Annotated in this window: 23 protein-coding genes and 1 pseudogene; 8 read left to right on the forward strand and 16 right to left on the reverse strand. The window is 66.8% G+C overall.

All coding sequences use genetic code 11. From position 1 onward, the window contains the following. Positions 1-88: 88 nt before the first annotated feature. From nth to ACEPA4_RS06880, 3 genes are read right to left on the reverse strand one after another with little or no spacing between them, the layout of a single operon-like run. Positions 89-778: an endonuclease III gene (nth, locus tag ACEPA4_RS06870; protein ID WP_053501078.1), complete on the reverse strand. Its 690-nt coding sequence runs from the start codon at positions 776-778 to the stop codon at positions 89-91. After that, positions 778-1,131 carry a hypothetical protein gene (locus ACEPA4_RS06875; RefSeq protein ID WP_005415900.1) on the reverse strand — a complete coding sequence of 118 codons (354 nt, stop codon included), beginning with the start codon at positions 1,129-1,131 and terminating at the stop codon, positions 778-780. Before ACEPA4_RS06875 ends, nth begins: the two co-directional genes overlap by 1 nt. Before the next feature lie 4 nt (positions 1,132-1,135). Next, positions 1,136-1,918, reverse strand: a complete 783-nt coding sequence (locus ACEPA4_RS06880; protein ID WP_111202185.1) for an enoyl-CoA hydratase-related protein — start codon at positions 1,916-1,918, stop codon at positions 1,136-1,138. A gap of 167 nt (positions 1,919-2,085) precedes the next feature. Between ACEPA4_RS06880 and ACEPA4_RS06885 the strand changes: the two genes are divergently transcribed. The 3 genes from ACEPA4_RS06885 (at position 2,086) to ACEPA4_RS06895 (ending at position 4,707) form a co-directional block, all read left to right on the forward strand. Beyond that, entirely contained in the window at positions 2,086-2,787 is a 702-nt protein-coding gene (locus tag ACEPA4_RS06885) for an FKBP-type peptidyl-prolyl cis-trans isomerase N-terminal domain-containing protein (protein ID WP_005408797.1), read from the forward strand. A gap of 217 nt (positions 2,788-3,004) precedes the next feature. Further along, positions 3,005-3,808: a CoA pyrophosphatase gene (locus tag ACEPA4_RS06890; protein ID WP_111202184.1), complete on the forward strand. Its 804-nt coding sequence runs from the start codon at positions 3,005-3,007 to the stop codon at positions 3,806-3,808. Next, complete coding sequence (locus ACEPA4_RS06895) at positions 3,805-4,707, forward strand: sulfurtransferase (RefSeq protein ID WP_065186089.1); 903 nt, start codon at positions 3,805-3,807, stop codon at positions 4,705-4,707. Before ACEPA4_RS06890 ends, ACEPA4_RS06895 begins: the two co-directional genes overlap by 4 nt. Positions 4,708-5,084: 377 nt before the next feature. On the opposite strand, the gene ACEPA4_RS06900 is transcribed toward ACEPA4_RS06895, so the two are convergent. Further along, complete coding sequence (locus ACEPA4_RS06900) at positions 5,085-5,651, reverse strand: N-acetylmuramoyl-L-alanine amidase (protein ID WP_053498686.1); 567 nt, start codon at positions 5,649-5,651, stop codon at positions 5,085-5,087. A 72-nt stretch (positions 5,652-5,723) separates the two neighbouring features. On the opposite strand from ACEPA4_RS06900, the gene ACEPA4_RS06905 reads away from it, so the two are divergent. Next, positions 5,724-6,251 (forward strand): alpha/beta hydrolase, encoded by a 528-nt coding sequence (locus tag ACEPA4_RS06905; protein WP_065186090.1) that lies wholly within the window; start codon positions 5,724-5,726, stop codon positions 6,249-6,251. Between the two features lie 145 nt (positions 6,252-6,396). Beyond that, positions 6,397-8,535 carry a bifunctional 23S rRNA (guanine(2069)-N(7))-methyltransferase RlmK/23S rRNA (guanine(2445)-N(2))-methyltransferase RlmL gene (gene rlmKL, locus ACEPA4_RS06910; RefSeq protein WP_065186091.1) on the forward strand — a complete coding sequence of 713 codons (2,139 nt, stop codon included), beginning with the start codon at positions 6,397-6,399 and terminating at the stop codon, positions 8,533-8,535. Positions 8,536-8,656: 121 nt separating this feature from the next. Here the strand turns inward: rlmKL and ACEPA4_RS06915 are convergent, their stop codons facing one another. The 7 genes from ACEPA4_RS06915 to ACEPA4_RS06945 form a co-directional block, all read right to left on the reverse strand. Then, complete coding sequence (locus ACEPA4_RS06915) at positions 8,657-9,130, reverse strand: hypothetical protein (protein ID WP_065186092.1); 474 nt, start codon at positions 9,128-9,130, stop codon at positions 8,657-8,659. 29 nt (positions 9,131-9,159) lie between these two features. Beyond that, positions 9,160-9,489, reverse strand: a complete 330-nt coding sequence (locus ACEPA4_RS06920; RefSeq protein ID WP_005415908.1) for a DUF3325 domain-containing protein — start codon at positions 9,487-9,489, stop codon at positions 9,160-9,162. After that, positions 9,486-11,123, reverse strand: a complete 1,638-nt coding sequence (locus tag ACEPA4_RS06925) for a PepSY domain-containing protein (RefSeq protein WP_262090866.1) — start codon at positions 11,121-11,123, stop codon at positions 9,486-9,488. Before ACEPA4_RS06925 ends, ACEPA4_RS06920 begins: the two co-directional genes overlap by 4 nt. After that, positions 11,120-11,434, reverse strand: coding sequence for a DUF3649 domain-containing protein (locus ACEPA4_RS06930; protein ID WP_005415910.1), 315 nt, complete (start codon positions 11,432-11,434; stop codon positions 11,120-11,122). Before ACEPA4_RS06930 ends, ACEPA4_RS06925 begins: the two co-directional genes overlap by 4 nt. 245 nt (positions 11,435-11,679) lie before the next feature. Then, positions 11,680-12,966: a DUF445 domain-containing protein gene (locus tag ACEPA4_RS06935; RefSeq protein WP_065177404.1), complete on the reverse strand. Its 1,287-nt coding sequence runs from the start codon at positions 12,964-12,966 to the stop codon at positions 11,680-11,682. A gap of 65 nt (positions 12,967-13,031) precedes the next feature. Further along, positions 13,032-13,940, reverse strand: a complete 909-nt coding sequence (locus ACEPA4_RS06940; protein WP_005415912.1) for a hypothetical protein — start codon at positions 13,938-13,940, stop codon at positions 13,032-13,034. A 63-nt stretch (positions 13,941-14,003) separates the two neighbouring features. Then, on the reverse strand, positions 14,004-15,356 hold the full coding sequence (locus ACEPA4_RS06945) for an aspartate aminotransferase family protein (protein ID WP_139726942.1): 1,353 nt from the start codon (positions 15,354-15,356) through the stop codon (positions 14,004-14,006). Between the two features lie 104 nt (positions 15,357-15,460). Here ACEPA4_RS06945 and ACEPA4_RS06950 point away from each other — a divergent pair, with 104 nt between their 5' ends. Continuing rightward, complete coding sequence (locus ACEPA4_RS06950; RefSeq protein ID WP_065177402.1) at positions 15,461-16,957, forward strand: aldehyde dehydrogenase; 1,497 nt, start codon at positions 15,461-15,463, stop codon at positions 16,955-16,957. Positions 16,958-17,194: 237 nt separating this feature from the next. Further along, complete coding sequence (locus ACEPA4_RS06955) at positions 17,195-18,496, forward strand: MFS transporter (RefSeq protein ID WP_032954064.1); 1,302 nt, start codon at positions 17,195-17,197, stop codon at positions 18,494-18,496. On the opposite strand, the gene ACEPA4_RS06960 is transcribed toward ACEPA4_RS06955, so the two are convergent. The 3 genes and pseudogenes from ACEPA4_RS06960 to ACEPA4_RS06970 all read right to left on the reverse strand — a co-directional run bounded on the left by ACEPA4_RS06960 (position 18,477) and on the right by ACEPA4_RS06970 (position 22,023). Then, on the reverse strand, positions 18,477-18,938 hold the full coding sequence (locus ACEPA4_RS06960; RefSeq protein ID WP_005415916.1) for a bacteriohemerythrin: 462 nt from the start codon (positions 18,936-18,938) through the stop codon (positions 18,477-18,479). The genes ACEPA4_RS06955 and ACEPA4_RS06960 overlap by 20 nt on opposite strands. A gap of 85 nt (positions 18,939-19,023) precedes the next feature. After that, the gene (locus ACEPA4_RS06965) at positions 19,024-20,367 is read right to left on the reverse strand and encodes a diguanylate cyclase (protein WP_049416322.1); all 1,344 of its coding nucleotides are present in this window, start codon (positions 20,365-20,367) and stop codon (positions 19,024-19,026) included. A gap of 94 nt (positions 20,368-20,461) precedes the next feature. Beyond that, positions 20,462-22,023: pseudogene (locus ACEPA4_RS06970) on the reverse strand (MASE1 domain-containing protein). Between the two features lie 458 nt (positions 22,024-22,481). On the opposite strand from ACEPA4_RS06970, the gene ACEPA4_RS06975 reads away from it, so the two are divergent. Beyond that, positions 22,482-22,970 carry a hypothetical protein gene (locus tag ACEPA4_RS06975; RefSeq protein ID WP_032954065.1) on the forward strand — a complete coding sequence of 163 codons (489 nt, stop codon included), beginning with the start codon at positions 22,482-22,484 and terminating at the stop codon, positions 22,968-22,970. 159 nt (positions 22,971-23,129) lie between these two features. Here ACEPA4_RS06975 and ACEPA4_RS06980 read toward each other — a convergent pair whose 3' ends face one another. Both ACEPA4_RS06980 and ACEPA4_RS06985 read right to left on the reverse strand, forming a co-directional pair. Then, positions 23,130-24,722: an MASE1 domain-containing protein gene (locus ACEPA4_RS06980; protein WP_065186143.1), complete on the reverse strand. Its 1,593-nt coding sequence runs from the start codon at positions 24,720-24,722 to the stop codon at positions 23,130-23,132. Between the two features lie 225 nt (positions 24,723-24,947). Further along, entirely contained in the window at positions 24,948-26,186 is a 1,239-nt protein-coding gene (locus ACEPA4_RS06985; protein WP_194442127.1) for an FAD-binding oxidoreductase, read from the reverse strand. Between the last annotated feature and the right edge of the window lie 190 nt (positions 26,187-26,376).

Raw genomic sequence — 26,376 nt, forward strand, 5'->3', positions numbered from 1 at the left:
GGCAGGGCCTGCCATTGAAACCGCTTGCGTATGACGCCCGGATTGCGACCCGGTTGCAGTAGAGCCACGCCCTGCGTGGATGCTGCCGTCACTCGGCCGTGGTCTTTTCCTTGAACCGGCACAGGTCGGCGATCACGCAGCCCGGGCAATCCGGCTTGCGCGCTTTGCACACATAACGTCCGTGCAGGATCAGCCAGTGATGCGCGTCGAGCAGGAACTCGGCCGGGATCACCTTCACCAGCTTGTCTTCCACTTCGCGCACGTTCCTGCCCGGCGCCAGTCCTGTGCGGTTGGCGACGCGGAAGATATGCGTGTCCACCGCCATCACCGGTTCGCCGAACGCGGTGTTGAGCACCACGTTGGCGGTCTTGCGCCCGACACCCGGCAGCGCTTCCAGCGCTTCGCGATCGCGCGGCACTTCACCGCCATGCTTCTCCAGCAGGATCGCGCAGGTGGCGATCACGTTCTTTGCCTTGGCGTTGAACAGCCCGATGGTGGCGATGTACTGCTTCAAGCCATCCTCGCCGAGCGCAAGGATCTTCGCCGGCGTGTTGGCGACCGGGAACAGGCGGCGCGTGGCCTTGTTGACGCCGACGTCGGTGGCCTGCGCCGACAACGCCACCGCCACCAGCAGCTCGAACGGCGAGCTGTACTCCAGTTCGGTCTTCGGGTGCGGGTTGAGTTCGCGCAGGCGGGTGAACATCTCCACCACGTCGGCGCGTGGCATCGTGCCGCCACGCCGCGCCGGGGCGCGTGCGGTCTTTTTCGTGGTGGCCATTACTGTTCCTTGCCACTGGCGCGGGCCTTGGCCCGGGCCAGAATCGCGGCTGCCGCAGCGGGCAGGGCGGGCTTCACGTCCGGGGCTGGTGCCGGGGTGCGACGTGCATCGCGCTCGGCCTCGCGGCGGGCCAGGCGCACCGCACGGGCACGGTAGCGTTCGCGTGCAGCCCAGGCCGCGCGCAGTTGCTGCTGGGCCTGGCACAGGCGTTGCGGAAGGTCGGGGTGGTCAGGCAGCAACCGGTCGTCGCCGGCACGGACGATGTAGTCCATCAGCCCGGCCTGCAGGGCACCATCGAGATCGTCTGCCTGGACCCGGGCGAACAACTGCGCGGGGTTGGGTCGGGATGCCATGGCGTCAGCGGTTCTGGAAGGCCGGCGCGCGGCGTTGCAGGAAGGCGCTGGTGCCTTCGCGCATGTCCTCGGTGGCGAACAGCAGGCCGAACTGCGCACTTTCGTATTCCAGCCCGGCCTCCAGGCTGCATTCGCCGCCCACGTGCACCGCGTCGAGCAGGCCACGCAGGGCCAGCGGGGCCGAGCGTGCCAGCTGGCGGGCGACGTCCTGCACCCGGTTGTCCAGCGCGTCGGCCGGCACGACTTCGTTGACGATGCCCAGTTCCAGCGCACGCGCGGCGTTGATCGGCGCCCCCAGCAGGCACAGCTCCAGGGTGGCGGCGCGGCCGCACAGGCGCAGCAGGCGCTGGCTGCCGCCGAAGCCGGGGATCAGGCCGAGGTTGATTTCCGGTTGGCCGAGCTTGGCGGTATCTGCGGCGATGCGCAGGTGGCAGGCCATCGCCAGTTCCAGGCCACCGCCCAGTGCGAAACCATTCACGCGTGCGATGACCGGTTTGGGCATGCGTTCGATCTGGCGCATCAGGGCCTGGCCCAGCAGCGAGAAATCACGTCCCTGAACGGCGCTGAGAGTGTTCATTTCCGCGATGTCGGCACCGGCCACGAACGCCTTGGGGCCCGCCCCGGTCAATATCATGACGCGCACCTCCGGATCGGCGGCGGCGTCGCTGAAGGCATCGGCCAGGGCCTGCAGGGTCGCGGCGTTGAGGGCATTGAGCTTGTCCGGGCGCTGGACGGTCACGGTGCGGATGGCGCCGTCGTCAGCGACAGCGATCAGGGCATCGGCCACGGGGAAACTCCTGGAACGTTAAAAAAAAGTGATATTGAACTCTGGAAACGCAGACGGGTCATAGCCTGCATCGTGAGTAGCGGTTACACGTTGCGCCCGTTATCCTAACCCGTCGCCTCAGGGCGGCGCAGAACGTCCCTGAGTTACCACCCCTGGAGAACTGTTTGATGAAGTTGCGTTCTATCGCGGTCGCCGTCGCGGCCCTGGCCCTGACGGGCAATGCCTTCGCCCAGGACGTCTCGTCCGAAAAGGGCAAGCTGAGCTACTACTTCGGTTACGACTACGGCAACAACCTGGCGGAGCTGACCGGTCGTGGTGAGCAGCTGGACATCAACTCGGTGGTGAAGGGCCTGCAGGATGCCTACGCCAAGAAGCAGCCGGCGATCACCGCCGAGCAGCTGAAGCCGGCCGTTGAAGCGTTCCAGAAGCGCGAGCAGGGCCGTGCCCAGGCCGCCAAGGCCGAGTACGAAAAGGCGGCTGCCGAAAACAAGACCAAGAGCGACCAGTTCATCGCGGCGAACAAGGCCAAGGCCGGTGTGCAGTCCCTGCCGAGCGGCGTCCAGTACCGCGTGATCGAGGCCGGCAAGGGTGCCAAGCCGACCCAGGCCAGCACTGTGCAGCTGGAAGTGGCCGGTCCGTTCCCGTACGGCCAGCGCCCGACCGAAGCCCGCCCGGCCCAGCAGATCCCGTCGATCAAGGTCAGCGAAGTCGAAATGAAGGCCATGCGCGAGACCCTGCTGCAGATGCCGGCAGGCTCGAAGTGGGAAGTCACCCTGCCGCCGGACCAGGCCTACGGTGCCGATCCGCGCACCCCGTTCCCGCCGAACGTGGCTGTGCAGTTCGAGATCAAGCTGGTCAGCGTCAAGTAAATCGAAGCAGCAAACGAAACGCGCCGGTGATTCCACCGGCGCGTTTTTGTTTGCGCAGTCCCTGACGGTAGAGTCGACTGTCAGTCGACTGTTTTTGGGTCACATCGGGGAAACGCCCGCGCTGCGCGCGCGAGTCGACTGACAGTCGACTCTACCGTCCGGCTGGGCCACCCGCGCAAATTCAGCCCGATCGCGCTACTGTTGGCGGGTGCAAACAATGGAAGAAACGGCGCGTGTTGTCGCAAGTCCCTGCATCGGAGTGTGCACGCTGGATCCGCACCGGCGATGCGCCGGCTGCGGGCGGCATATCGATGAGATCGCGCGGTGGTCGTCGATGAGCAACGAGGAACGCAGCCGCATCCTGCATCGCGTGCAGCCCCTGCGGCAACAACTGCAGCAGTCCCTGCGCGGTTCGCTGACCGACCACGAACGACTGATGCGCGCGCTGCACCCCTTGGCCCAACCACCTGCGGGCGACGGCTGGAACCGCAGTGAGCTGGTCGACCTGCTGCCGCCCGGGCCTCCAGTGGAGGCTGCGGTGCTGGCCGGCATCGTGCCGCGCGCCAACGGCGCACAGGTGATCCTCACCCGTCGCACCGAAACACTGCGCACCCATGGTGGCCAGGTCGGATTCCCCGGTGGCCGCACCGAACCCGATGACCGCGACGCGCTGGCGGCCGCGCTGCGCGAGAGCCAGGAAGAAATCGCATTGGCGCCCGGCCAGGTGCAGGCGCTGGGGTATCTCGATCCCTTCGTCACCATCACCGGCTACCGCGTCACGCCGGTGGTGGCGGTGGTCGATCCGGAGTTCGTGCCTGTGCCGCAGCCCAGTGAAGTAGCCGAGGTATTCGAGGTGCCACTGGATTACCTGATGGCGCCTGACAGCCTGCGCCAGGTCGAAATCAACCATCGCGGCCGGGTACGCCACGTGCTTGAGTATGGCTGGCCGGGCCAGCGCATCTGGGGGGCGACCGCCGCCATTCTCTACAACCTGCGTCGCCGCCTGGAGCAAGTGCAATGAAGCTGATCGATCCGCCGTGGACCACCCTGGTCGATGTCGCCACCCTGGCTGCCGCGTTGGGCGAAGGCATCCGCGTGGTCGACGCACGCGCCACTGCCAGCACTGCGGTGCGGGTGGTCGATGCGCGCTCCTCGCTGGCCGACCCGCAGGCGGGAAGCAGCCAGTATCTGGCAGGTCATATCCCGGGTGCGGTGTATGCCGATCTGAATCGTGACCTGTCTGATCTGTCGCGCGTCGGCCATGGTCGCCATCCACTGCCGGACAGCGATGCCTTTGCTGCGAAGCTGGGGCAGTGGGGCATCGGCCCCGACACCCAGGTGGTGGTCTACGATGGCAGCGACGGCAGCATGGCCGCCTCGCGCCTGTGGTGGCTGCTGCGCCTGATCGGTCACAGCAGGGTGGCCGTACTCGACGGCGGCATCGCCGCCTGGCAGGCCGCCGGTCACACGTTGGAAAGCGGCCAGGCTGAAGTGACAGCGCTGCCTGCCTACCCGGGCCGCTTCGACACCATCCAGATCGCCAACGCCGATGAAATCACCGCGCGGCTGAAGCATGCGCCGGGCTGGCTGGTCGACGCGCGGGCGGGTGAGCGTTTCCGTGGTGAAGTGGAGCCGCTGGACCCGGTGGCCGGGCATGTGCCGGGCGCGGTCAACCGCCCGTTCGCATTGAACGTACTCGACGGCCGCCTGCGCGACGCACAGGAGCTGCGCGCCGAACTGCAGGGCGTGATCGGCAACCGCGATCCGCAGCAGGTGGTGCTGATGTGCGGTTCCGGCGTGACCGCCTGCCATCTGCTGCTGGCGATGGAAAGCGCGGGCCTGAGCGGCGCGCGCATCTACGCCGATTCCTGGAGCGGCTGGGTGAGCGACAGCAGCCGCCCGGTGGCGACCGGCGCCTGAGCCGCGCGGGGTCGGATCCGTTTTCCAACGGAAAGCGGCTCTGACCCCATCAACCGAAAATCGGGGTCAGAGCCCGTTGCGCAGCAACGGGATCCGACCCCGTGTCGATTCGAAGGATCGCGGAGAACTGTCGAAGGCGGGGTGGGTCCGGTTGCGGGGGTGTCCGCGGCATGGATGCCGCGGCCAAGCCGCCATGGGTGAGGGCGCTTTGCTTGCGAAGCACTGCTTCGCAAGCGCCCGAACGCACAGCCGCCAGCGGCTGGGCCGGCCTGGGGCTTTACGGCGTCCCCCGCAATCGGATCCACCCCGCCATCCCCCGGAATGCCAGCTCTTGACGTTGACGTTGCCTCTGCGGGTGCAGGGCGCAGCCCTGCCGCTTACCCAACCGGCTGCAGTGGCACCTTGGCCAGGATCCGCGCCCACGGGAACAGCGGCCCCGGATCGCGCTTGCGCGCCACCGTCAGCGCCGCATCGTCGCTGGCCGGCACCTGCTCCAGGTCCAGCTGGTCATGCCCGGCAATCCGCCGCAGCGACGGATAGTGCGCCACCAGCGCTTGCAGCAGGCCTTCCAGCGCCTGCAGCTGTGCCTCGGTGTAGGGCTCGTCCATCGCCTGGTGGCGGCTGTCGAACCAGTCCGGATAGCGCCCGCGGTTGACCAGCTCGATGCCCAGCGTATGCGCGTTCATGCCGCGCACGTGATGGGCCACGCGTTCCGGCGCCACGTACTGCACCACGCTGCCATCGCGGTCGATGTAGAAGTGCCCGCTGTTGCCGGCGCCGCTGTCGTACAGCACGCGCTCGCCGTACTCGCGGGCCATCGCCAGATCGGGCAGCTCGGTGCAGTGGATCACCACCATTTCCAGCGAGGCGGGATCCCGCAGCGGCAGTCGGTCGTGATAGGGCAGGGGCTGCAGCTGCAGGCCGGGCAGGAGCGGGTTGGGCATCCGGCGATGCTAGCATTGCGGCATGAACCTGCCTTCCCTTTCCTCGTCGGCCCGCGCCCACGGAGCACGCGCATGAGCCGCGGCCACTGCATCCTCTCCCATGGCTTCGAGAGCGGCCCGGAGGCGACCAAGGTCACCGCGCTGGCCGAGGTGGCGCAACGCCTGGGCTGGACCCACGAGCGCCCCGACTACACCGACCTGGACGCGATGAGCGAGGTCAGCCGGGTGGGCGACGTGCCGACCCGCCTGCGCCGTCTGGTTGAACGCGCCGCCATCGCCGCCCGTCAGGGGCCGGTGGTGCTGGCCGGCTCCAGCCTGGGCGCCTACATCTCCGCCATCGCCTCGCTGCAGGTGCCGGTAGCCGGCCTGTTCCTGATGGTGCCGCCGACCACCATGGGCCCGATGCCGGCGCTGGACGCCGCTGCGGTGCCGACCACGGTGGTGCAGGCCTGGCATGACGATGTGGTACCGGCTGCCGGCGTGATTGCCTGGGCGCAGGCGCGTTCGGCGCAGTTGCTGCTGGTTGACGATGGCCACCGCCTGGAGCGCCACGTGGAGGCCTCCGCGCAGGCCTTCGAGCGCCTGCTGCGGCATCTGTGAAGCCAGGGCGCACGGCGCGCCCGCCCGCATTGACTACAATGGCAGCCCCGCCGCCCCCGGCGCGGGCCTGCCGGCCGTGCCTACGGCCCTCCTTTCCGACCGGCCCGGCCCCTGTGCCGCGCCCGACCACCTGCGAACCGATCCCGTGAAATTCTTCGTCTCCTGCGCCAAGGGCCTGGAATACCTGCTTGCCGATGAACTGTCGGCCCTGGGCCTTGGCAAGGCCACCGCCACCATTGCCGGCGTCAACGCCGACGGCGAACTGGCGCAGGCGCTGCGGATCGTGATGTGGTCGCGCCTGGCCAGCCGGGTGCTGTGGCCGATCGACGAGTTCGACTGCCCGGACGAGCAGGCCCTGTATGACGGCGTGCGTGCACTGCCGTGGCACGAGCACATCTCGCCGGAGATGACCCTGGCGGTGGATGCGCACGTGTCCGGCGACAAGATCACCCATGCACGCTTTGCCGCGCAGCGGATCAAGGATGCGATCGTCGACCGCATGCGCGACGAAGGCCTGGAGCGGCCCTCGGTCAATACCGATCTGCCCGACGTGCGCGTCAACCTCTCGCTGCGCAAGGGCCGCGCCTCGCTGTCGATCGACCTCGGCGGTGGCCCGCTGCATCGCCGCGGCTGGCGCGGTGCCGCCCACGAGGCGCCGCTGAAGGAAAACCTGGCCGCCGCGCTGCTGCTGCGCGCGCAATGGCCGCGCCTGCATGCCGCCGGCGGTGGGCTGCTGGACCCGATGTGTGGCAGCGGCACGCTGCTGATCGAAGGCGCGCTGATGGCCGCCGACGTTGCCCCAGGCCTGATGCGGCATGGCAGCCTGCCGCCGAGCCGTTGGCTGGGCTTCGACAAGGTGGCCTGGAAGTCCATCCAGAGCGAAGCACGTGAGCGCGAAGCGGCCGGCCTGGCCGCGCTGAAGCCGGTCATCCACGGCAGCGACATCGACCCGGCTGCGATCCAGGCGGCCCGCGAGAATGCCGAGGTCGCCGGCGTCGCCCACGCGATCCGTTTCACCCGCGCCGATGTCGCCGACCTGGCCGCGCCGGAACAGGAGATCGGTGCGGTGGTCTGCAACCCGCCGTACGACGAGCGCCTGGCCGCCGATCCAGCGTTGTATCGTGCACTGGGCAATGCCTTGCAGAAGGCGGTGCCGCAGTGGCGCGCCAGCCTGCTGTGTGGCAATGACGAACTGGCCTTTGCCACCGGCCTGCGCGCCAGCAAGAAGTACCAGATGTTCAACGGTGCGCTGGAATGCGCGCTGATCGTCTGCGATCCGATCGCTGTTCCGGGCCGTGATCCGGCACAGCCCCGCGAGCTGAGCGAAGGCGCGCAGATGGTGGCCAACCGCCTGCGCAAGAACCTGAAGAAGTTCAAGAGCTGGCGTGCCCGCGAGGACATCACCTGTTTCCGCGCCTACGACGCCGACCTGCCGGAGTACGCGGCGGCCATCGACGTCTACGAGGAAGAGGGGGGCAGGCGGCGTACCTTCCTGCATGTGCAGGAATATGCGGCACCGGCGGCGATTCCTGAGAACGACGTGCGCCGCCGCCGCAATGAGCTGCTGGCCGCCGCGCGCGAAGTATTCGGCGTGCCGCCGGAGCAGGTGTCGATGAAATCGCGCGAGCGCGGCAAGGGCGGCAGCAAGTACGGCCGCTTCGAGCAGCGCGACGAGTTCATCGTGGTGCGAGAGAACAACGCGCTGCTGCAGGTGAACCTGTTCGACTACCTCGATACCGGCCTGTTCCTTGACCACCGCCCGCTGCGCCGGATGATGGCCGAGCAGGTGCGTGGCAAGCGTTTCCTGAACCTGTTCTGCTACACCGGCGTGGCCAGCGTGCAGGCCGCCGTGGCGGGTGCCGCCAGCACGACCAGTGTCGACCTGTCGGCTACCTACCTGCAATGGTGCTACGACAACCTGGCGTTGAACGGACAGGGGGGCAACCAGCACCTGCTGGTCCAGGCCGACGCGATGGCGTGGCTGGAAGGCGACCGTGGCCAGTACGACGTGATCTTCTGTGACCCGCCGACTTTCTCCAACTCCGCACGCGCCGATGACTTCGACGTGCAGCGCGAACAACTGAAGCTGCTGCGTGCGGCGGTGGCGCGGCTGGCACCGGGTGGCGTGCTGTACTTCTCCAACAACTTCCGCCGCTTCAAGCTGGAAGAGAACGCCATCGCCGAGTTCGCCCAGTGCCGCGAGATCACCGCACGCACGATTGGTCCGGATTTCGAGCGCAACGCGCGCATCCACCGCGCGTGGGAACTGAAGCGGTTGGGGTAAGCCCGGTAGTGCCGGCCGCTGGCCGGCAACTGCGTCAGAACCGTGGAAGGTCCGCGGGATGCCGGCCAGCGGCAGGCATTACCGCGTCTGGTCCGTAGATCCACGCCATGCGTGGATCGGCCTAAAGCACCAACAATCGCCCCGGCGCATGGGCCAGGGGCCAATGGCCCTGTTCGTACAGCGCAAGCACAGGCTCCCAGTGTGCCGGCAGGCCGAGATGCATCTCCAGCAGGCGTTGCCGGAAGGCGAACATCGCCCCATCGCGCGCCACCAGCTGCAGGTCATGTGCACCACAGCGCAGTGCCGGCAGATCCAGTGCCGAAAGCGCGCGCATCAACGTGCGGTTGAGTTCGCGTCGGGCGTCGGCGAGTTCGGCTGGATGGGGCAGGGCGCCGTGAAACGGATCCGAATCGCCCAGTGTGGTGGGCATCCATTCGAAACCATCGGTATCGATGGTCCGCAGTGCTTCGGCCAGCGACCGAACGGCGACGACGCCGGCCGCTATGGGCAGTGTTTCACCCAACCGGGAAAAAAAGCCGATTCCAGACATCCGCTGCAGCATGCTATCCATACGGGCATTGTAGATCCACGCCATGCGAGGATGCCGCTGTCCCCGTCCTGCGGCTACAGCAATTCCAGCACCAACCCCAGCACCGGCAGCGCGATCGCCAGCGGCGCAATCCATGTTGGACGATACGGGTACAACCCGAACGACAGCGTCACGCCGGCCAGGGTCATTGCCCCCAGCCATAGCACCGGGCCCATCGCCCAGCCGTGGTCGGCCACGCACAGTGCGAACGCCGCCGCCAGCAGCGCCCAGCCCAGCACCCGCCACTGCATCCGCCGTGCGGGTGCGGCCGCGGCCTTGCCATGCAGGTCGTGCTGGTGCTTTTCCATCGACAGCGACAGCGCGGTGAACGCAGAGAACGACAGCGCCAGTGCCAGCAGCATCATGCGCTGGCCTCCGCTTCGGCCGCTTCCGCAGTGTTCACCGATGCCTTCGGTGCAGCCGCAGCGGCCGCACGTTTCTTCTTCTCGGCCGCACTCAGCGGTGGCGTCCAGCGCTGCATGCGCCAGCCGCACAGCGCCAGCATCGCGCCGAACGCGATCATCGAAAGATCGACGCCGGCCAGTACCCAGTCGCCGCTGCGCAGTGTGACCCCGAGGTGGGCATGGGTGGTCACTGCATTGACCACCGGCACCAGTGCGAACGCGGCCGCACCCAGATAGAGCTGCCACGCCCACATCATCCGCTTCGGCCAGATGAAGGCGGCCAGCAGCGCGCCGCCCCAGGCGTAGAAGAACACGTTGGCCTCGGCACTGGAGCGCTCGGCGATCTGCAGCGGCAGCAGGCGGTTGCCCCAGAAGTACGCCGCGAAGGCGATCGGCAGGCCGGCCACGGTGCCGATGTTCAGCGCATCGACCAGGCGCAGGCCGAATCCGGTACGCCCGTTCTTGGCATGCCTGGGACGCTCCTTCACCGCCCACAGCACCACGCCGCTGGCGACCATCAGGCAGCCGACCAGGCCGGACAGGAAGAACAGTGCGCGCAGGCCCCAGTCGGCGAAGCGCGCCAGGTGCAGGCCATACAGCACGCCACGGGTGGCGGTGGCGCCGCCGGACGGCGGCGTCTCTTCCAGCAGCGCACCGTTGACCATGTTGTAGCGCAGCGCCGGGGTGTCGGTGGACAAACGCCTGCCGTCGCGTTGGCGGATGTCGATCACCGCATTGGCAGCGCCCGGGTTGGACACGGTGAAGCCGGCCACTTCCACGCCGTGCCAGTGTGCACGCGCGCTGTCCAGCAGCTGTGCGATCGGCAGCGGCGTGGCGCGGCCCTGTGCCGGCGCGGTCACCTCTGGCATGCCGCCGAAGGCTTCGCTGAAGAACTTGTCCTCGTCCTGCGGGTAGGCAACTTTCACCCCCCACGGCAGGTACATGATCATCAGAGTGACGATGCCGGTGTAGGTGATCATCGCGTGGTACGGCAGGGCCATCACCGCGCTGACGTTGTGGAAATCCAGCCAGGACCGCAGGCCCTTGTCCTTGCGGAAGGTGAAGAAGTCCTTGAAGATTTTCTTGTGGGTGATGACGCCGGTGATGATCGCCACCAGCATGAACATCGCGCAGAAACCGACCAGGTAGCGCGCCCAGTACACCGGGATGTAGTGCAGGTCGAAGTGCAGGCGGTAGAAGAAGTCGCCGCCACGGGTCTCGCGCGCCTTCAATGCCTGGCCGGTGTTCGGGTCGAGCGTGGCGTCGCCGAAGCCACCGCGATGGCCACGACTGGGGTCAGCCAGTTCCGGTGGCAGCCGCCAGAACAGCTGCATGGCCGGGTTGCGCGGCTGCGGCAGGGTGACGAACCAGTTCTCGGCGTGGCTCGCATTGGCCTGCAGGTAGGCCACCGCGCGCTGCGCGGCCACGTCGATGCTGACGTTGCTGGACGGCAGCTCCGGGCGCATCCAGCGACTGATTTCCTCGCGGTAGTAGCTGGCCGTGCCGGCCATGAAGATCAGCAGCAGCAACCAGCCGACCAGCAGGCCCGTCCAGGTATGCAGCCAGGCCATCGACTGGCGGAATCCGTTCTTCATGCCCAGGCGCCCAACAGGCGTGCGACCGCCGCCATCAGCAGGGCGGGGGCGAGGATGCCGACCCAGGCCCGCAGTGCACTGCGGGTGGCAAAGGCCCACAGCGCCGCGCAGGCAGCCACCACAATGGCCAGCAGCATGCCGGTCAGCACGGTCTGGCCGCGCGCGCCGGGCAACGCCACCGCGCAGAACACGCTGGTCATCGAGGCCAGCGCATAGCCGCCGAAAATCGCGGCCAAAGCGCGTGACAGCACGCCCCAGCGCGGGCTGGAGAACAAGGTGCGGGGGCTGGCGGGTGTGGGCGAGCGGTCCACGGCGTTCCTGAAGGTAGGAGAAGGGATGGAACGCGTCCGCGGCCCCCTTGCGCCCTGCGCATGTCGCCCAGCGTGTCCCATCGACGAAGCACTGCCCGCGCAGACGGGCAGCCCAGAAGTCGGGGCAGTACACGGGCGATGGGCACGTTTTTGGTGCCCGTTTGGCTAAGCGTACAACCGATCAGCAAATGATATGTATTCGCATTTCATGAATCAAGCGTGCTGATCGTGGGCGTTGGCCGGGGCTAGAACCTGAACACCACGGTTGCCGCATGCAGCAGCAGGCCGATCAACCCGCCCACCAGGGTGCCGTTGAAGCGGATGAACTGCAGGTCGCGACCCACACTCAGTTCCAGTTGCTCGACCAGGTGCCGCTCGTCCCAGCCCTTCACGGTCTGCGCGATATGCGTGGTCACGCCCTCGCGCAGGCGGCCGGTCAGGCGCTGTGCACCTTCCAGCAGGTGCTGGTTGAGGGCCTCGCGCAGGGCCGGGTCGGCCTGCAGGCTGCTGCCCAGCGACGCCAGGCTGCGCCGCAGGTGTCCGACCAGCGCCGAGTCTTCGCGTTGCAGGTCGGCGCGCAGGCTGGCATGGATACGCGCCCACAGCCCCTGCACGTAGTCCTGCAGGGCGGGGTGGTCGATCATGTCCTGCTTGAGCTGTTCGATGCGCTCAGCCAGCGCCGGGTCTTCGCGCAGGCGCTGCACGTAGTTCTGCAGCCAGGTCTCGTAGTCCTGGCGCAGCGGATGCTGCGGCTCGGCCAGCACCTGTTGCAGTTCTTCCAGTACCGCCCGCGCCAGGCGTTCGGCCAGGCTGTCGCCGATCTCGTCGATTGGCTTGACCCAGTTCACCGTGCTCGACAGCGTCGGCCATTCGCGCTGGATGTAGCGCACGATCAGCTGCGAGGCGCGCTCCTTCACCTCCGGCTGCTCCAGCCAGCGTCCCAGGCGCTGCAGGCCCTCGTCCAGCACGCGCTGGTGGCGGCCATCGGCGGTCAGCAGGGCCAGCAGTTCACCGGCGGTGGCAGCAGCGTTCCACTGCCGCAGCTGCTGCACCACGAAGGCATGCAGTTGCCGCCGCACCGCGGTTTCGTCGAAGAAATCCAGTGCCTGCAGCGCCCAGCCGCGGGCCATGTCGGCCAGCATCCGCGAGCGTGCCGGGTCGGCCAGCCAGCTACCGAGACGACTGGCCGGATCGAACACCTGCAGCTTGGCCAGCAGCACACCCGGTTCCAGGAACTGGTCGCGCACGAACAGCGCCAGGCTGTCGCCGATGCGTTCCTTGCTGCGCGGGATGATCGCGGTGTGCGGAATCGGCAGGCCCATTGGCCGCCGGAACAGCGCAACGACTGCGAACCAGTCGGCCAGCGCGCCGACCGCAGCAGCCTCGCAGAAGGCCGAAACCCAGGCCCAGATGCCGCGTTCGCCGTGCCAATGGCTGACCGCGAATCCGGCCAGCATCAACAGCAGCAGGCCCAGTGCGAGGGCTTTCAGGCGCCGCAGCTGGGCGCGGCGCGGATCGTGGGCAGGCGTCATGCCGGAAGTCTAACCGGCACGGCATGAGCATCTGGTAGTGCCGGCCGCTGGCCGGCATCTTCAGTTCACCCGATACCTTCATGGGGTTGCCGGCCAGCGGCCGGCACTACCTGCTTGCGCAGCGCGGCCAGCTGCGCGCGCAGGGTGTCGTTCTCGCGGGTCAACGCGACCACGCGGCGGCGCAGGGCCGGGGCATCCTCGCCCAGCTGTTCCAGTGCCAACAGTACCTCGGCGTCGCGGCTGGCGATCTCGTCCTCGCTGGGCTCCTCGAAGTCCATCTCGGCCGCGTCCGGCTTCGGCGCGCGCGGCTTGCGCTTGGATTCGCGCACGCGCTTGGCCGCCTGCTTCAGCTCATCCTTGCCGCCGGCGGCGGCGGCGCGTTGCTCCTCTTCGGGCAGATCGGCCACGGCTGCGGCGGCGCTGATCGAGATCACGCCGGCCTTCACTGCCTCCACCACTTCGGGTGCAGCCTGGGCATGGATGCGCTCGATCATGCCGACCTGGCTGGTACTCAGCTTGGCTTCGCGGGCCAGTTCGGCGCGGCTGAGCTTCGGTGCCGGCTCCCACGGCGGGCTGTCCTCGCCCGCCTCATCGGCAATCTCGGCGGTACCGTCGCTCTCGCGCTGCAGCTGCGCCTGCTCGACCTGCTTGCGGGCGGCCAGGATGTCGCGCTTGCGCAGCGCCAGCACGCCGCGCTGGAAATCGGACACGCTGCGACGGCCCAGATGCTGCTCGATCATCCACAGGTGAACGTCTTCCATGCTCTGGAAGCGCGTGTTCTGCACGGTGTTGAAGGGCAGGCCATGCTTCTGGCAGATGCCGAAACGGTTGTGACCATCGACCAGCACATTACCCCACAGCACCAGCGCATCGCGGCAGCCTTCGGCCAGGATGCTGCGCTCCAGCGCGTCATGTTCGTCCGCGGTCAGCGGGTCGATGTAGGCCTTGAGTTCTTCTTTGACGACGATATCCATGGGCACGGCAACGAGCAGGAGCGGAACCGCCCATTGTACCCGCTCGCCGCCGCCGGCCCGGGCTCAGGCGGTGACCCGGATCATCTCGCCCAGGGTGCCGGTGATCTGGTCGATCTGCGCCTTGTCCACGATCAGCGGCGGCGACAGCGCGATGATGTCACCGGTGCAGCGCACCAGCAGCCGGCCATCGTGGAAGCAGCGCCGGAACACCTCGTAGCCGCGGCTGCCAGGGGCATCGCGGCGCGGTGCCAGCTCGACCGCGCCGACCAGCCCGAAGTTGCGGATGTCGATCACGTTGGGCAGGCCCTGCAGCGCGTGCAGCCGTTCCTGCCAGTACTCGCCCAGTTCGATGGCGCGCTCGAACAGGCGCTCCTCGGCGTAGACGTCCAGTGTTGCCAGCGCTGCGGCGCAGGCCAGCGGGTGACCCGAGTAGGTATAGCCGTGGAACAGCTCGATGGCCTGCGGCGGGGCCTGCATCAGCGTGGCATGCACGGCGTCGCTGGCCAGCACGCCGCCCAGCGGCACCGCGCCGTTGCTGACCGCCTTGGCGAAGGTCAGCAGGTCCGGTGTGACCCCGAAGCGCTGCGCGGCGAAGGGCATGCCGACCCGGCCGAAACCGGTGATGACCTCATCGAGCACCAGCAGGATGCCGTGGTGGTCGCACAATTCGCGCAGGCGCTGCAGGTATCCGGGCGCGGGCAGGATCACCCCGGCGGAGCCGGCGATGGGCTCGACGAAGACGGCGGCAATCGTCGAGGCGTCATGCAGCGCGATCAGCCGTTCCAGGTCGTCGGCCAGCTCCGCGCCCTGGCGCGGCAGGCCCTTGCTGAACGCGTTGCGCTGCAGGTCCAGGGTGTGGCGCAGATAGTCCACGCCCCCCAGTTGCAGGCCGAACGCCCTGCGGTTGTTGGGCAGACCGCCCAGCGCCATGCCACCGAAACCGACGCCATGATAGGCCTTCTCGCGGCTGATGAAGCGCGTGCGCTGGCCCTCGCCACGCTGGCGGTGGTAAGCCAGCACGATCTTCATCGCGGTATCCACCGCCTCCGAGCCGGAGCTGGTGAAGAACACATGGTTGAGCGGGGCCGGAGCCAGTGCGGCCAGCCGCTGTGCCAGCGCGAAGGCCGGCGGCGAGCCCACCTGGAAAGCGGGCGAGTAGTCGAGCGTGCGTGCCTGCCCGGCGATGGCCTCGACGATGCGCGGTCGCGCGTGGCCGGCGTTGCAGCACCACAGGCCGGCGGTGCCGTCGAGGATCTGTCGGCCATCGATGTCTTCGTAGTGCATGCCTTCGGCGCGGACCAGCATGCGTGGTGCCGCCTTGTACTGGCGGTTGGCGGTGAATGGCATCCAGTAAGCGTCCAGTGACTCGGGGCGCTGTGTGGTCAGGTCGTGCAGGTCGCTTCCGGGACGCTTCATGCCAGCTCCGTCGGGTCCGATGCGACGAATGTAGCGCAGCCACGTCACGGCGGAGTCGCGGTGACCCCGGTATAACCAAGGCTCGTTGAATGCTGGAGCTTCCCATGGCCGATTTTCCCGACCGCAGCCATTGGCAGGCACTGGCCCTCCAGCTGTCGATGCCAGGCCAGGCCTTCATCGATGGCCGCTATGTCGATGCAGCCAGCGGCGCCCGTTTCGACTGCGTCAGCCCGATCGACGGTCGCGTACTGGGGGCGGTCGCCGACTGCGACGCACAGGACGTGGAGCGCGCGGTACTGGCCGCGCGGCGCAGCTTCGAGGCCGGCCACTGGTCGCAGGCCAGCCCGGCCCAGCGAAAGCGCGTACTGTTGGCGCTGGCGGCATTGGTCGAAACGCATGCCGACGAGCTGGCCCTGCTGGAAACCCTAGACATGGGCAAGCCGGTGCGTGATGCGCGCCGCATCGACCTGCCAGGCGCGGTGCGCTGCCTGCGCTGGACCGCCGAGGCCGTGGACAAGCTGTACGGCGAGATCGCGCCGACCGGCCCGCACGAACTGGGACTGGTCACGCGCGAGGCCGCCGGGGTCGTGGCCGCGATCGTTCCGTGGAACTTTCCGCTGCTGATGGCCTGCTGGAAGATCGCGCCTGCATTGGCCATGGGCAACTCGGTGGTGCTCAAGCCGTCCGAGCGCTCGCCCTTGAGTGCGTTGCGGCTGGCGGCGCTGGCCGCCGAAGCGGGCCTGCCAGAGGGCGTGCTGAACGTGCTGCCGGGGCACGGTGCGCGCGTCGGTGAGCCGTTGGCCCTGCACATGGATGTGGACGTGCTCGCCTTCACCGGCTCCACGGCCACGGGCGCGAAGCTGCTGCAGTGTTCAGGACGATCCAACCTCAAGCGGGTCTGGCTGGAGTGTGGCGGCAAGAGCCCGCATGTGGTGTTCGCCGACGCCCCTGATCTGGACGCCGCCGCGAAGGCGGTGGCACAGGGTATCTTCTTCAACCAGGGCGAGGTCTGTACCGCAGGTTCGCGGCTCCTGGTACAGCGTTCGATCCGCGAGGATTTCGTGCATCAGGTGGTTGCCTATGGCCAGCACATGCACCCCCGCCATCCATTGGACCCCGATGCGCCGATGGGCGCGCTGGTGGATGCCGCGCACCTGGACAAGGTGATGGACGATATCGCGCGCGCCGAAGGCGAGGGTGCCCGGTTGCTGCTGGGTGGGCGGCGCGCCGAAGTGGAAGCCGGCGGCAGCTACGTCCAGCCCACCGTGTTCGACCAGGTGCGCCCGGAGCAGGCACTGGCGCGCGAGGAAGTGTTCGGGCCGGTGCTGGCTGTGCTTGGTTTCGAAGACGAGGCCGAAGCGGTGCGCGTGGCCAATGACAGCCGCTACGGCCTGGCCGCCGGCCTGTGGACACGGGACCTGGGGCGAGCCCACCGCGTCGCGCGCCAGCTGCGTGCCGGCAGCATCTGGGTGAACGGCTGGGATGGCGGCGACATGACCGCTCCGTTCGGGGGCTACAAGCAGTCCGGCAACGGGCGCGACAAATCGCTGCATGCGTTCGACAAGTACAGCGAGATCAAGGCCACCTGGATGCAGCTGTAACGACGCGATTGCTGGACGGCTGTTCGCTCTCTGTAGAGTCGAGCGATGCTCGACTGCCGTTCGTTCTTGTAGAGCCGAGCCATGCTCGGCTGCATCTCGCGAAGAACCGTCGAGCATGGCTCGACGTTACAGGAGGCGCCTGCCCCCTCGTCGGCATCGGTGTCGGCTGAAACCATCGTGCCGTACCGCCGCCAGCCCGTGGCAGAATCGGTCGATCTGCCATTTCCCGTGTTGCCGATGTCCTCGATCACCGCTGCCGCGCCGCCCGTGAATTCCCCCCGTCGTGTTCTGCTGGCCAGCCTGATCGGTACCACGATCGAGTTCTTCGACTTCTACATCTACGCCACGGCCGCGGTGCTGGTGTTCCCGCACCTGTTCTTCCCGGACAGCAGCGAACAGGCAGCCCTGCTGCAGTCGCTGGCAACCTTCGCGGTGGCCTTCATCGCACGCCCGGTTGGCTCGGCAGTGTTCGGCCATTTCGGCGATCGCATCGGCCGCAAGGCCACCCTGGTGGCTGCGCTGCTGACCATGGGGCTGTCCACGGTGCTGATCGGCCTGCTGCCGACGCACGCACAGATCGGTCTGTGGGCGCCGGCGCTTCTGGCGCTGTGCCGTTTCGGCCAGGGCCTGGGTCTGGGCGGCGAGTGGGGCGGGGCAGTGCTGCTGGCCACCGAGAACGCACCGCCGGGCAAGCGTGCCTGGTACGGCATGTTCCCGCAGCTGGGTGCACCGCTCGGCTTCCTGCTGTCGGCCGGCATCTTCCTGGTGCTCGGCCGTTGCCTGAGCCAGGCCGACTTCCTGCAGTGGGGCTGGCGCATTCCGTTCGTGGCCAGCGCGCTGCTGGTCGGCCTCGGCCTGTGGGTGCGGCTGAACATCCACGAGACCCCCGACTTCAAGCAGGCGCTGGAGCGCAAGGCGCCGGTGCGGCTGCCGATGTGGACGGTGCTGCGTGACCACCCGGTGCCGATGCTGCTGGGTACCCTGGGCGCGTTCGCCACCTTCGTGCTGTTCTACCTGATGACCGTGTTCAGCCTCGGCCATGGCACGGCGGTGCTGGGTTACAGCCGCGAGCAGTTCCTGCTGATGCAGATGGCCGGCATGCTGTTCTTCGCGCTGGGCATCCCGCTGTCGGCGCGCTATGGCGACCGCTGGGGGACGCGCCGCACGATGATCGTGGCCAGCGTGCTGATCATCGGTTTCGGCGTGCTGTTCGCGCCGCTGTTCCAGCCGCACAGCCCGTGGATGGTCACCGCCTTCCTGTGCCTGGGCCTGTTCCTGATGGGCCTGACCTATGGTCCCTGCGGTACCTTCCTGGCCGAGATCTACCCGGTGGAGGTGCGCTACACCGGCGCATCGCTGTCATTCAACCTGGCCGGCATTCTGGGTGCGGCACCGGCGCCGTACCTGGCCACCTGGCTGGCCGAACGCTTCGGTCTGGTCGCGGTCGGCTACTACCTGTGCCTGACTGCGGCAGCGACGCTGTGCGCGCTGGTGGCACTGCACCGGCGCGCGCTGCGGTTCAGCCAAAGAAGCGCTTGAGCGTGCGTCCCAGCCAGCCACCGCCCTGGTGCTCGCGGGTGAACTGGTTCAGGTGTGCCTTGACCTGTTCGGCATAGGCCTGATCATCGCCGCGGATGTGGTTGAACAACCAGCGCGAGAGCATCGTGCGCAGTTCATCGCTGATGTCCTCGCCGGCCTGGAAGCGCAGCCGGTACTCGGCCACACGCTTGATGAAGATCTCATGCACGCGCTTGTGCGCGGCACAGAACGGGTAGCCCGCTTCCTCCATCAGCTCTTCCTCGAACGCGAAGTGCGACATGGTGTAGTCGACCACCTCGTCGATCACTTCACCCACTGCCGCGCGCTGCAGGCTGGACTGGGCCACGTGCAGGTGGTTGAGCATCTCGATGATGCGGCGGTGTTGTTGGTCGATCACATCGATGCCGATGTTCAGATCGTCCTGCCAGACCAGTAGTGCCATCCCCGGCTCCCCTTCATGCGTATGTCGGGGCCGACTGTAGAGCTGCCGTGCGGGAACGGCGTTGATCTGGATCAAAGCGAGCCGGTCAGGTCAGCGCAGGCTCGCGTGGACGCAGCGGGCTGGCCACCGTGGTGCAGCTGACCCGATTGCGGCCACCGGCCTTGGCCAGGTACAGCTGGCGGTCGGCCTCGGAGATCAGCCGGTGCAGCGCATCGCGCTGCGGGCGCAGGCAGCACAGGCCGATGCTGACCGTCATGCGCAGGGTAGCGGTGCCGATGTCCACCTCCAGTGCGGCGATGCGCTGGCGCAGCTCCTCGAAGTACAGCAGCGCCTCGTCCTGTTCCATGTCTGGCACCAGCAGGCAGAACTCCTCGCCGCCGAAGCGCGCGATCAGGTCGTGGCTGCGTGCATGCGCGGTCACCGCGCCGGCCACCGCGCGCAGCGCGTCGTCGCCCGCTTCGTGGCCATGGGTGTCGTTGATGTGCTTGAAGTGGTCGATGTCGATCATCGCCACCGCCACGCATTGGCCGTGCAGCTGCAGCTGCGGCAGCTGACGCTGGCTCTGCTCCAGGAAGAAGCGTCGGTTGGGCAGGCCGGTGAGGAAATCGCGGGTGGCCAGGTCCTGCAGGGTGCCGATCAGCTCCAGCTGGTCCACGTTCTGCGAGACGCGGCAGAAGAACTCCTCGCGCGAGAACGGCTTGCGCAGGAAATCGTTGGCGCCGTTCTTCAGGAAGCGCGGGATCAATGAGGCGTCGGTATTGCCGGAGATGCCGATCACCGCCACCTTGTCGCGCGAGCGCAGGGTGCGGAGGCGACGGGTGAATTCCACGCCTTGCATGCCGGGCATTTCCTGGTCGACCACCGCCAGGCGGATCGCCGGATGCGCCTCGATAGCAGCCAGGCCCTCGTTGCCGTCGGCGGCTTCGTGCACCTCATGCCCATACATCCGCAGCAGGGCGGCGGCATAGCCACGCGCGGACGGCGAATCGTCCACCACCAGCGCGGCGATGCGTCGGTTGCGTTCCAGCCGCTGCACCAGCCACACCAGGTAGTCGATGCTGCCCGGGGTGTTCTTCAGCACGTAGTCGATGATCTGCTGCTGTAGTACGCGCTTGCGCAGGTCCTCGTCGTAAACGCCGCTGACCACCACCGTCGGCAGGTCGCGCTTGAGGAAGAACTCGACCACCGCATCGCGGTCGCCGTCGGCCAGCACCAGTCCGGTCAGCACCAGGAACCAGCCCCCGCCTTCGCTGAGCAGCCGGTCGGCCTCGGCCAGGGTGGAGGCGATCACCACCGGCAGTTCCAGGCGCTGCTCGATGGCTTCGCGCAGCATGCCGGTGAACGCACGGGAGTTTTCGACCAGCAGGATCCGCTGCGGCAGCGGATCGGCCAGGTCGCCATCGACGGCGGCCTGCGGCAGCACGGGCATGATGCGGTGGCTCACGAGGGAGGGGCTCGGCACGGATAGCGGCGGTTTCGGGCGCAACTTTAGCGGAGCAGCGTGCCCTGCGCGTCGTTCCCGGTCAGGCAGGCGATGCGAATGCCGCCGCTGTACCCGCAATCGATTCGTGCAGGACGAGCCGGAGCCGGTTGCTACGGCAATGCACCGTGCCGCCGTAGGCCATTATCCGGCCGGCCAGACGCTCGGTGGCTTGCTGAACGGTCCGGTTCGACAGCGTGCAACCACGGTCAAGCAGGCCCACAACCACCACGATGCCGCGGCGTTCGCCAGCCTGGCCGCTCCGGGCGCGCACGCTGACCTGTCCCGATTCCAGCTCCAGCAGCAGCGACACCGCCTCGATCAGCGAGCGATAGATGGCGAGTTGCAGGTCCACCGTCAGCAAGCAGGGGTTGCCCTCCAGCCGGGGCGGAATCACGCGATGGGAGTTGTTCCAGGTCTCGCATGCGCCGCCAACCCGAAGCGCGATATACAGCCCAACCTGCTCCAGCCCCGTGGGGTAGACCAGACTGGCCTGTTCACGGAACAGCCGCGAGTGCACGGATGAGGCGTGCTGCAGGCTGTTGGCCACGGCATGATGCCCCTGCGCCTTCAGCCAGCTGACCATCTCGCCGAGCGAGCTGTCCATGCCTTCGCCGAGTTGCTTGAGATGGGAGGCGCGCTCGCGAAGCTCACGCTCACGGGTCTGATGCGAACTGCGTGCCAAGCGCAATGTGGTTTCCTCAGCCAGTCCACGGGACCGTGCACGCTCATGGTGATAGCTGATGCTGGATCCCAGTGCGAGCAGTGCGACACTCATCACGGCCATGTTCTGCTGGGTGGCGAAGGTGCCCAGGTCGAACGAGGACGGTAGGCCGGTGCTGGGTGTGGCGAAATGGAGTGGAAGGTTCAACAGCGGAATCGCGATGGCAGCGCCACGCCACCCATGCATGAAGGTCAGGGCGATCGCTGGGAGGGAGGACAGCAGCACCAGGTGGGTGCGTGTGGTGTGGGCGCTGATGGCCGTCAGCTGCATGCACAGGCCCAGGACCAGCATCACCAGGATGGCCGTGACCGTAGGCGCAGCAAAGCGGCGCGTCCAATTGGGATCCGCGTGTCGTCGCGACCAGAGGAATGCCAACGGCACGAGGGTGATGATGGCGGCGAAGTGGCCAAAGATCGTGCGATCAACTGCGCTAAGCAGGTTGCTGGGCGGCGGGTTCGACCACAGAGCAAATGAAATGCCCATATTGAGGCCGGGACGAACAATGCCGTGCAGAAGGTCAGCGACAGCAGCCAGAGGCCGGTGGCGGACTCTGATGGCATTCTCATGCGATGCAAGTAGACCACCAGCATCGCCAGCGGCATCAGCAGAGTCGAGGCCAGGATGACCCAGACCAGGCCGTAGCTATCGATCATGGGGATGCGCAGGGTTGCGAAGTACGCGTACTCCCCAAGCAGCAGGTAGGGCCACAGGCGGGTCGGGACGATCAGTAGTGCCGCTGCCCGGATGCCCGCAGGCAGGAAGAACTGATCCAGCGAGAACTGACGGGAGGCAAGGCAGCTCAGGGCGTAGACGGCCGCGAGTGCGATTCCGACGGGTCGGATCCGGAAGCTCAGTTCAATCGATTCTTTGAATCGCTCCAAGCCCGCGTCTCCCGTCTCCCGGCCAATGATGACTGGCCACTTCCGAAGACATTATCGACAGTTGGAGAAGGGCGCAATCGAGGTGCGTGGCCTCCCTTTGCGCTGCAATTGGCGGCTTCCTGTGCTTCGTGGCCCTACACGCCCGGCAGTGCGGCGGCATAGCCACCAACGGACGGTTAATCTTCCACAATCAGCGCGCCCACGGTTCGATCACGTTTTAGCCGTTGCACCAGGCACATTGGGCAGTTGATGCTGTCCGCTGTGTTCCCCATCACACAATCGACGATGTCCTGCAGTTACACGCGCTTGTCCAGGTCCTTGTCTCAGATGCCACTGACCTGCACCGTGGCGGGTTTCGATGCAGGTATTGGCGATTTCGGACGCAGCATCGGCGTGGCATGGGTTTGCATCGATCCAGTGGATTATGTCCCATGGGCACTACGGAGTCCGCCCGGTATATGCTGATGCGATTGGCGGTAGCATCCTTCTTGATCCGTATTGCATCCAACCTGGAGGTTAGTGTGAGAAGTTTCCGAATTCATGCATTTGCTGGTGCATTGATGTTGGTGCCGGTATCCGTTTTTGCTTTTGCCCCGGGTGACGACCATGGAATCAAGATGGCCGGCCAAGGACTCGGCCAGTCGATTCCGCAGGCACAAGACCTGAGCGTGGATCCCGGCTGGTTGGTCTATGGGTTCGAGCGCGATGGCATGGACTATTTCCAGGTAAACGATCTCGCAGGGCACGTGCACATCGTGATCGGCAATGCTGCGGGCACGTTCTGGGTGCTGCCGGCAGGTGACCCATCTGCGAGGGTGTCGTTGCCGGAGCAGCGCCTGCCTGTTCCCGCAAAAGCCACCAGAACGGTTGTCTATCGGTCTTCCGCATTCACGCTGGTCAGATATGCTGGCGGAGCTGATGTGTTGTGGGCGGTAGAGGCACCCTGATACTGCCTGTTGCCGGGATATCGGCGAGCTTGAGTGTCGGGCTGCATGGGCACCCGGATGTTCGCCGGGTGCCCATGACGCCCTTGGCCAGGGGATGAGCGCGACGCTTATGCGATTCCGCTGCTTTGGTTCGCTCCGGCCGCTTGACTGTGAAATGCACTACTGCAGCGCAGAGGGTGCGGGGCAGTTGTACTGCGATGGAGCGCTGGGCACTGCCTCAAGTTTTGATTCACGGTCGAGGAACAGAATCCTGACCCGGTTGCCATAGCAGTCAACGGTCCCGTCATAGGGCAGGGTTCGCCCGGACAGCCGCTCGAACGCTGCCATGGTTGTCTGCTGGGAAAGGCGCCGACGCGACTCCAGCAGCGACACGACCATGAGGATTCCGCGCCTGGAACCCATTCCGCCGCACCTTGCACGAATGCGAATCTGGCCACCTTCATGCTTGAGAAGAATGGAGACCGCATCAATGAGTGTTCGGTAAGCGGCCAACTGCAGTTCCACGCTCAGGTTGCAGGGGTCGCCCTTCAGATCCGGGCGGAGAACGCGCTCCGTCAGCTTCCATGACTCACGGATGCCGCCAGCCTGCAAAGCCACGTAAAGCCCAAGATGCTCCAGGCCCGAGGGATAGACCATGCTTGTCTGTTCGCGAAAGAGCCGCGAATGCACATTTGAGGTATGCAGAAGGCTGCTGGCCACTGCGTGATGTCCCTGGGCCTTGAGCCAGTCGGCCAGCTCAACCAGCGACGTATCAATGCCGTCGCCGAGCTTGCGAAGGTGCAGGGCACGCTCACGCAGCTCCATCTCGCTGGCCAATTGCGAGCTCCTCGCAAGATGGATGGCGTCCCTTTCCCCCATCTCGCGCAGCCTGTAACGATGGTAGAAGTGGGTGATGCGTGATCCGAGCAACAGCAATACGATGCCGCTGATCGCCATGATCTGCTGGGTGATGAAGGCCGCTGGATCGAATGCGGTTGGATGTGTGTTGGGCGTGGTCAGGCCGATGACCATGTTGAGCACCGGCACTGCAAGGGCGGCACCCTTCCAGCCATACAGGCAGGTAAGTGCGGCCGCGGGGAGTGCCAACAGCAGCAGGAGCGTTGCCTTCAGCGCAACCCAGTCTGCGGGCAGTTGAGTTGCTGCTATCCCGATCAGCAGCATCAACGAAAGTGCCGCCAGCATCGGGGTCTTTCGTCCAGCGTTCCACTCCTGCCCCACGTCCTGTCGCGCCCACAGCATGGCGATGGGGGCCACCGTCAGAATGCCGATGAAGTCGCCCACGCTGTAACGCGCCGCATTGGTCAGGAAGGGCGTGGAAGGGGGTGTTGGCCAGAGCAGATGGGAAAAGCTGAGGTTCAGCAGAGTAATAACGACGCTGGAAGCGGCGGCAATCAACAAGAGGCCGATCGTCTGCGACTCCGCCATCAGTCGCCGTTGCAGCTTCACAATCAACATCACTGCGGGCATGAGGAACGCGGAGGCAACAATGACCCATGTCAGGCCGTACTTCTCGATCATTGGCACGCGGGACTGTGCAAAGTACGCATATTCGCCCAGCAGCAGATAAGGCCACAGGCGCGGCGGGCACAACAGTACGGCCGCCACCCGGATGCCGGCTGGCAAATAGAACTGATCCAGCGACAGCTGTCGGGTTGCCCAATAGGCAACTGCATAAAGCAAGGCAAGCATCAGGCCAGCCGGACGAATGCGCACCTTCAGCAACAATCCTTCTTTCCACCAGTCCAATCGCACGTCCCCCTCTCCTACGTGTCCCCTGTCAGCTTCCATTCGCCGCGGGGCCCGGTTTCTCAGGACGTTATCGGTCTGCGAACGATTATGCAATTGCACAGCTGCGCATTTAGGTAATTGACCAACCATCCATCACACATGTTGCGTGAAAATCTGTGACGTGTGCAGCACGATCAGCGCTGCGGTGCGCTTGTCAGAACGTTCAATACAGGTGGAGATGCAGAATCTTCACCACAACGCATCCCGCAGCTTGTACCACGACATCGCCGCCACCAGTAGCGGCGTGCGCAGCAGCCGGCCGCCAGGGAAAGGCGCATGCCGCAGCCGCTGGAACACGTCCAGGCGCTCGCTCTGGCCGGCAATCGCGGCGGCGATGACTTCGCCGGCCAGCCCGGCGGCGGCCACCCCATGGCCGGAGAACCCCTGCGCGAAGTACAGGTTGCCGTCCAGCCGGCCCCAATGCGGGGCGCGGTTGCGGGTGATGTCCACGTAACCGCCCCAGACCTGCTCCAGCGGCACGTCGGCCAGTTGTGGAAACACCTGGTGCATGCGCCGCTGCATCACCCCGTGCAGGCCGGGTGGGGGCAACGCCGAGTAACTGGCGCGACCGCCGAACAGCAGCCGGTGATCGTGGCTGAGGCGGAAATAGTCCAGTGCCCACGCGGTGTCGGCCACGGCCATGTTGTTGCCGATCAGGGCGCGGGCGCGCTCGGCACCGAGCGGCGCGCTGGCGCCGATATAGGTGCCGACCGGCATGATCCGGCGTTCCAGCTCGGGCAGCAGGCCCTGCAGCCAGGCATTGCCGGCAACCACCAGGTGCGCAGCGCGCACGCTGCCCCGCGCGGTATGCAGGGTGGGCTGCGGTCCGCGCTGCACGCGGGTCACTGCGGAGTTCTCGTGGATCACCACGCCGGCCGCGCGCGCCGCATCGGCCAGGCCACGCGCATAGGCCAGCGGGTGCAAGTGCGCGCTGTGCGGATCGAACATCGCGGCGCGGTAGCGCGGGCTGTCCAGCTGAGCGCGGAGGGCATCACGGTCCCACCACTGCATCGGGTAGTCGTAGTGGCGCTGAAGGTGCTCGCAGTTGGCGTGCAGGTCGCGCTCGTGGCGTTCGCGGATGGCGACGCTGGCGTGGCCCTCCACCCAATGGCAGTCGATACCATGGCGATCGATGCGCCTGCGCATCGCCTGTACCGCTTCGCGCGACCAGTCGAACAGGTGGCGCGCATCGTCACGGCCGAGCTGACGCTCCAGCTCATCCACCTCGCAGCCATAGCCGGCCAGCGCCTGGCCACCATTGCGGCCGGACGCGCCCCAGCCGACCCGCTGTGCGTCCAGCACCACCACGCGCTGGCCACGCGCGGCCAGTTCCAGTGCGGCGGTCAGGCCGGTATAGCCGGCGCCCAGCACCGCAACGTCGGCCTGCACCTGCCCTTGCAACGAGGGCAGTGCGGGTGGTTCGGGCAGGCTGGAGGCATACCAGCTGGGCGGAAACGCGGCGCTCACTGCAGGCCTCGCGGGTGCAGTGCGGGAGGGCGGAGCAGGGCAGGTCGATCAGCGTTCACCCCGGTAGTTTCGTCGATGCGCGGCAGCTGCGGTGTGACGACAGCGACTTGCCGCCGTTGCCAGGCGACGGGTAACGTGTCGGCACGCCAAG

This window comes from Stenotrophomonas sp. P2112 (genome assembly GCF_041897515.1).
Lineage (GTDB): Bacteria > Pseudomonadota > Gammaproteobacteria > Xanthomonadales > Xanthomonadaceae > Stenotrophomonas > Stenotrophomonas sepilia.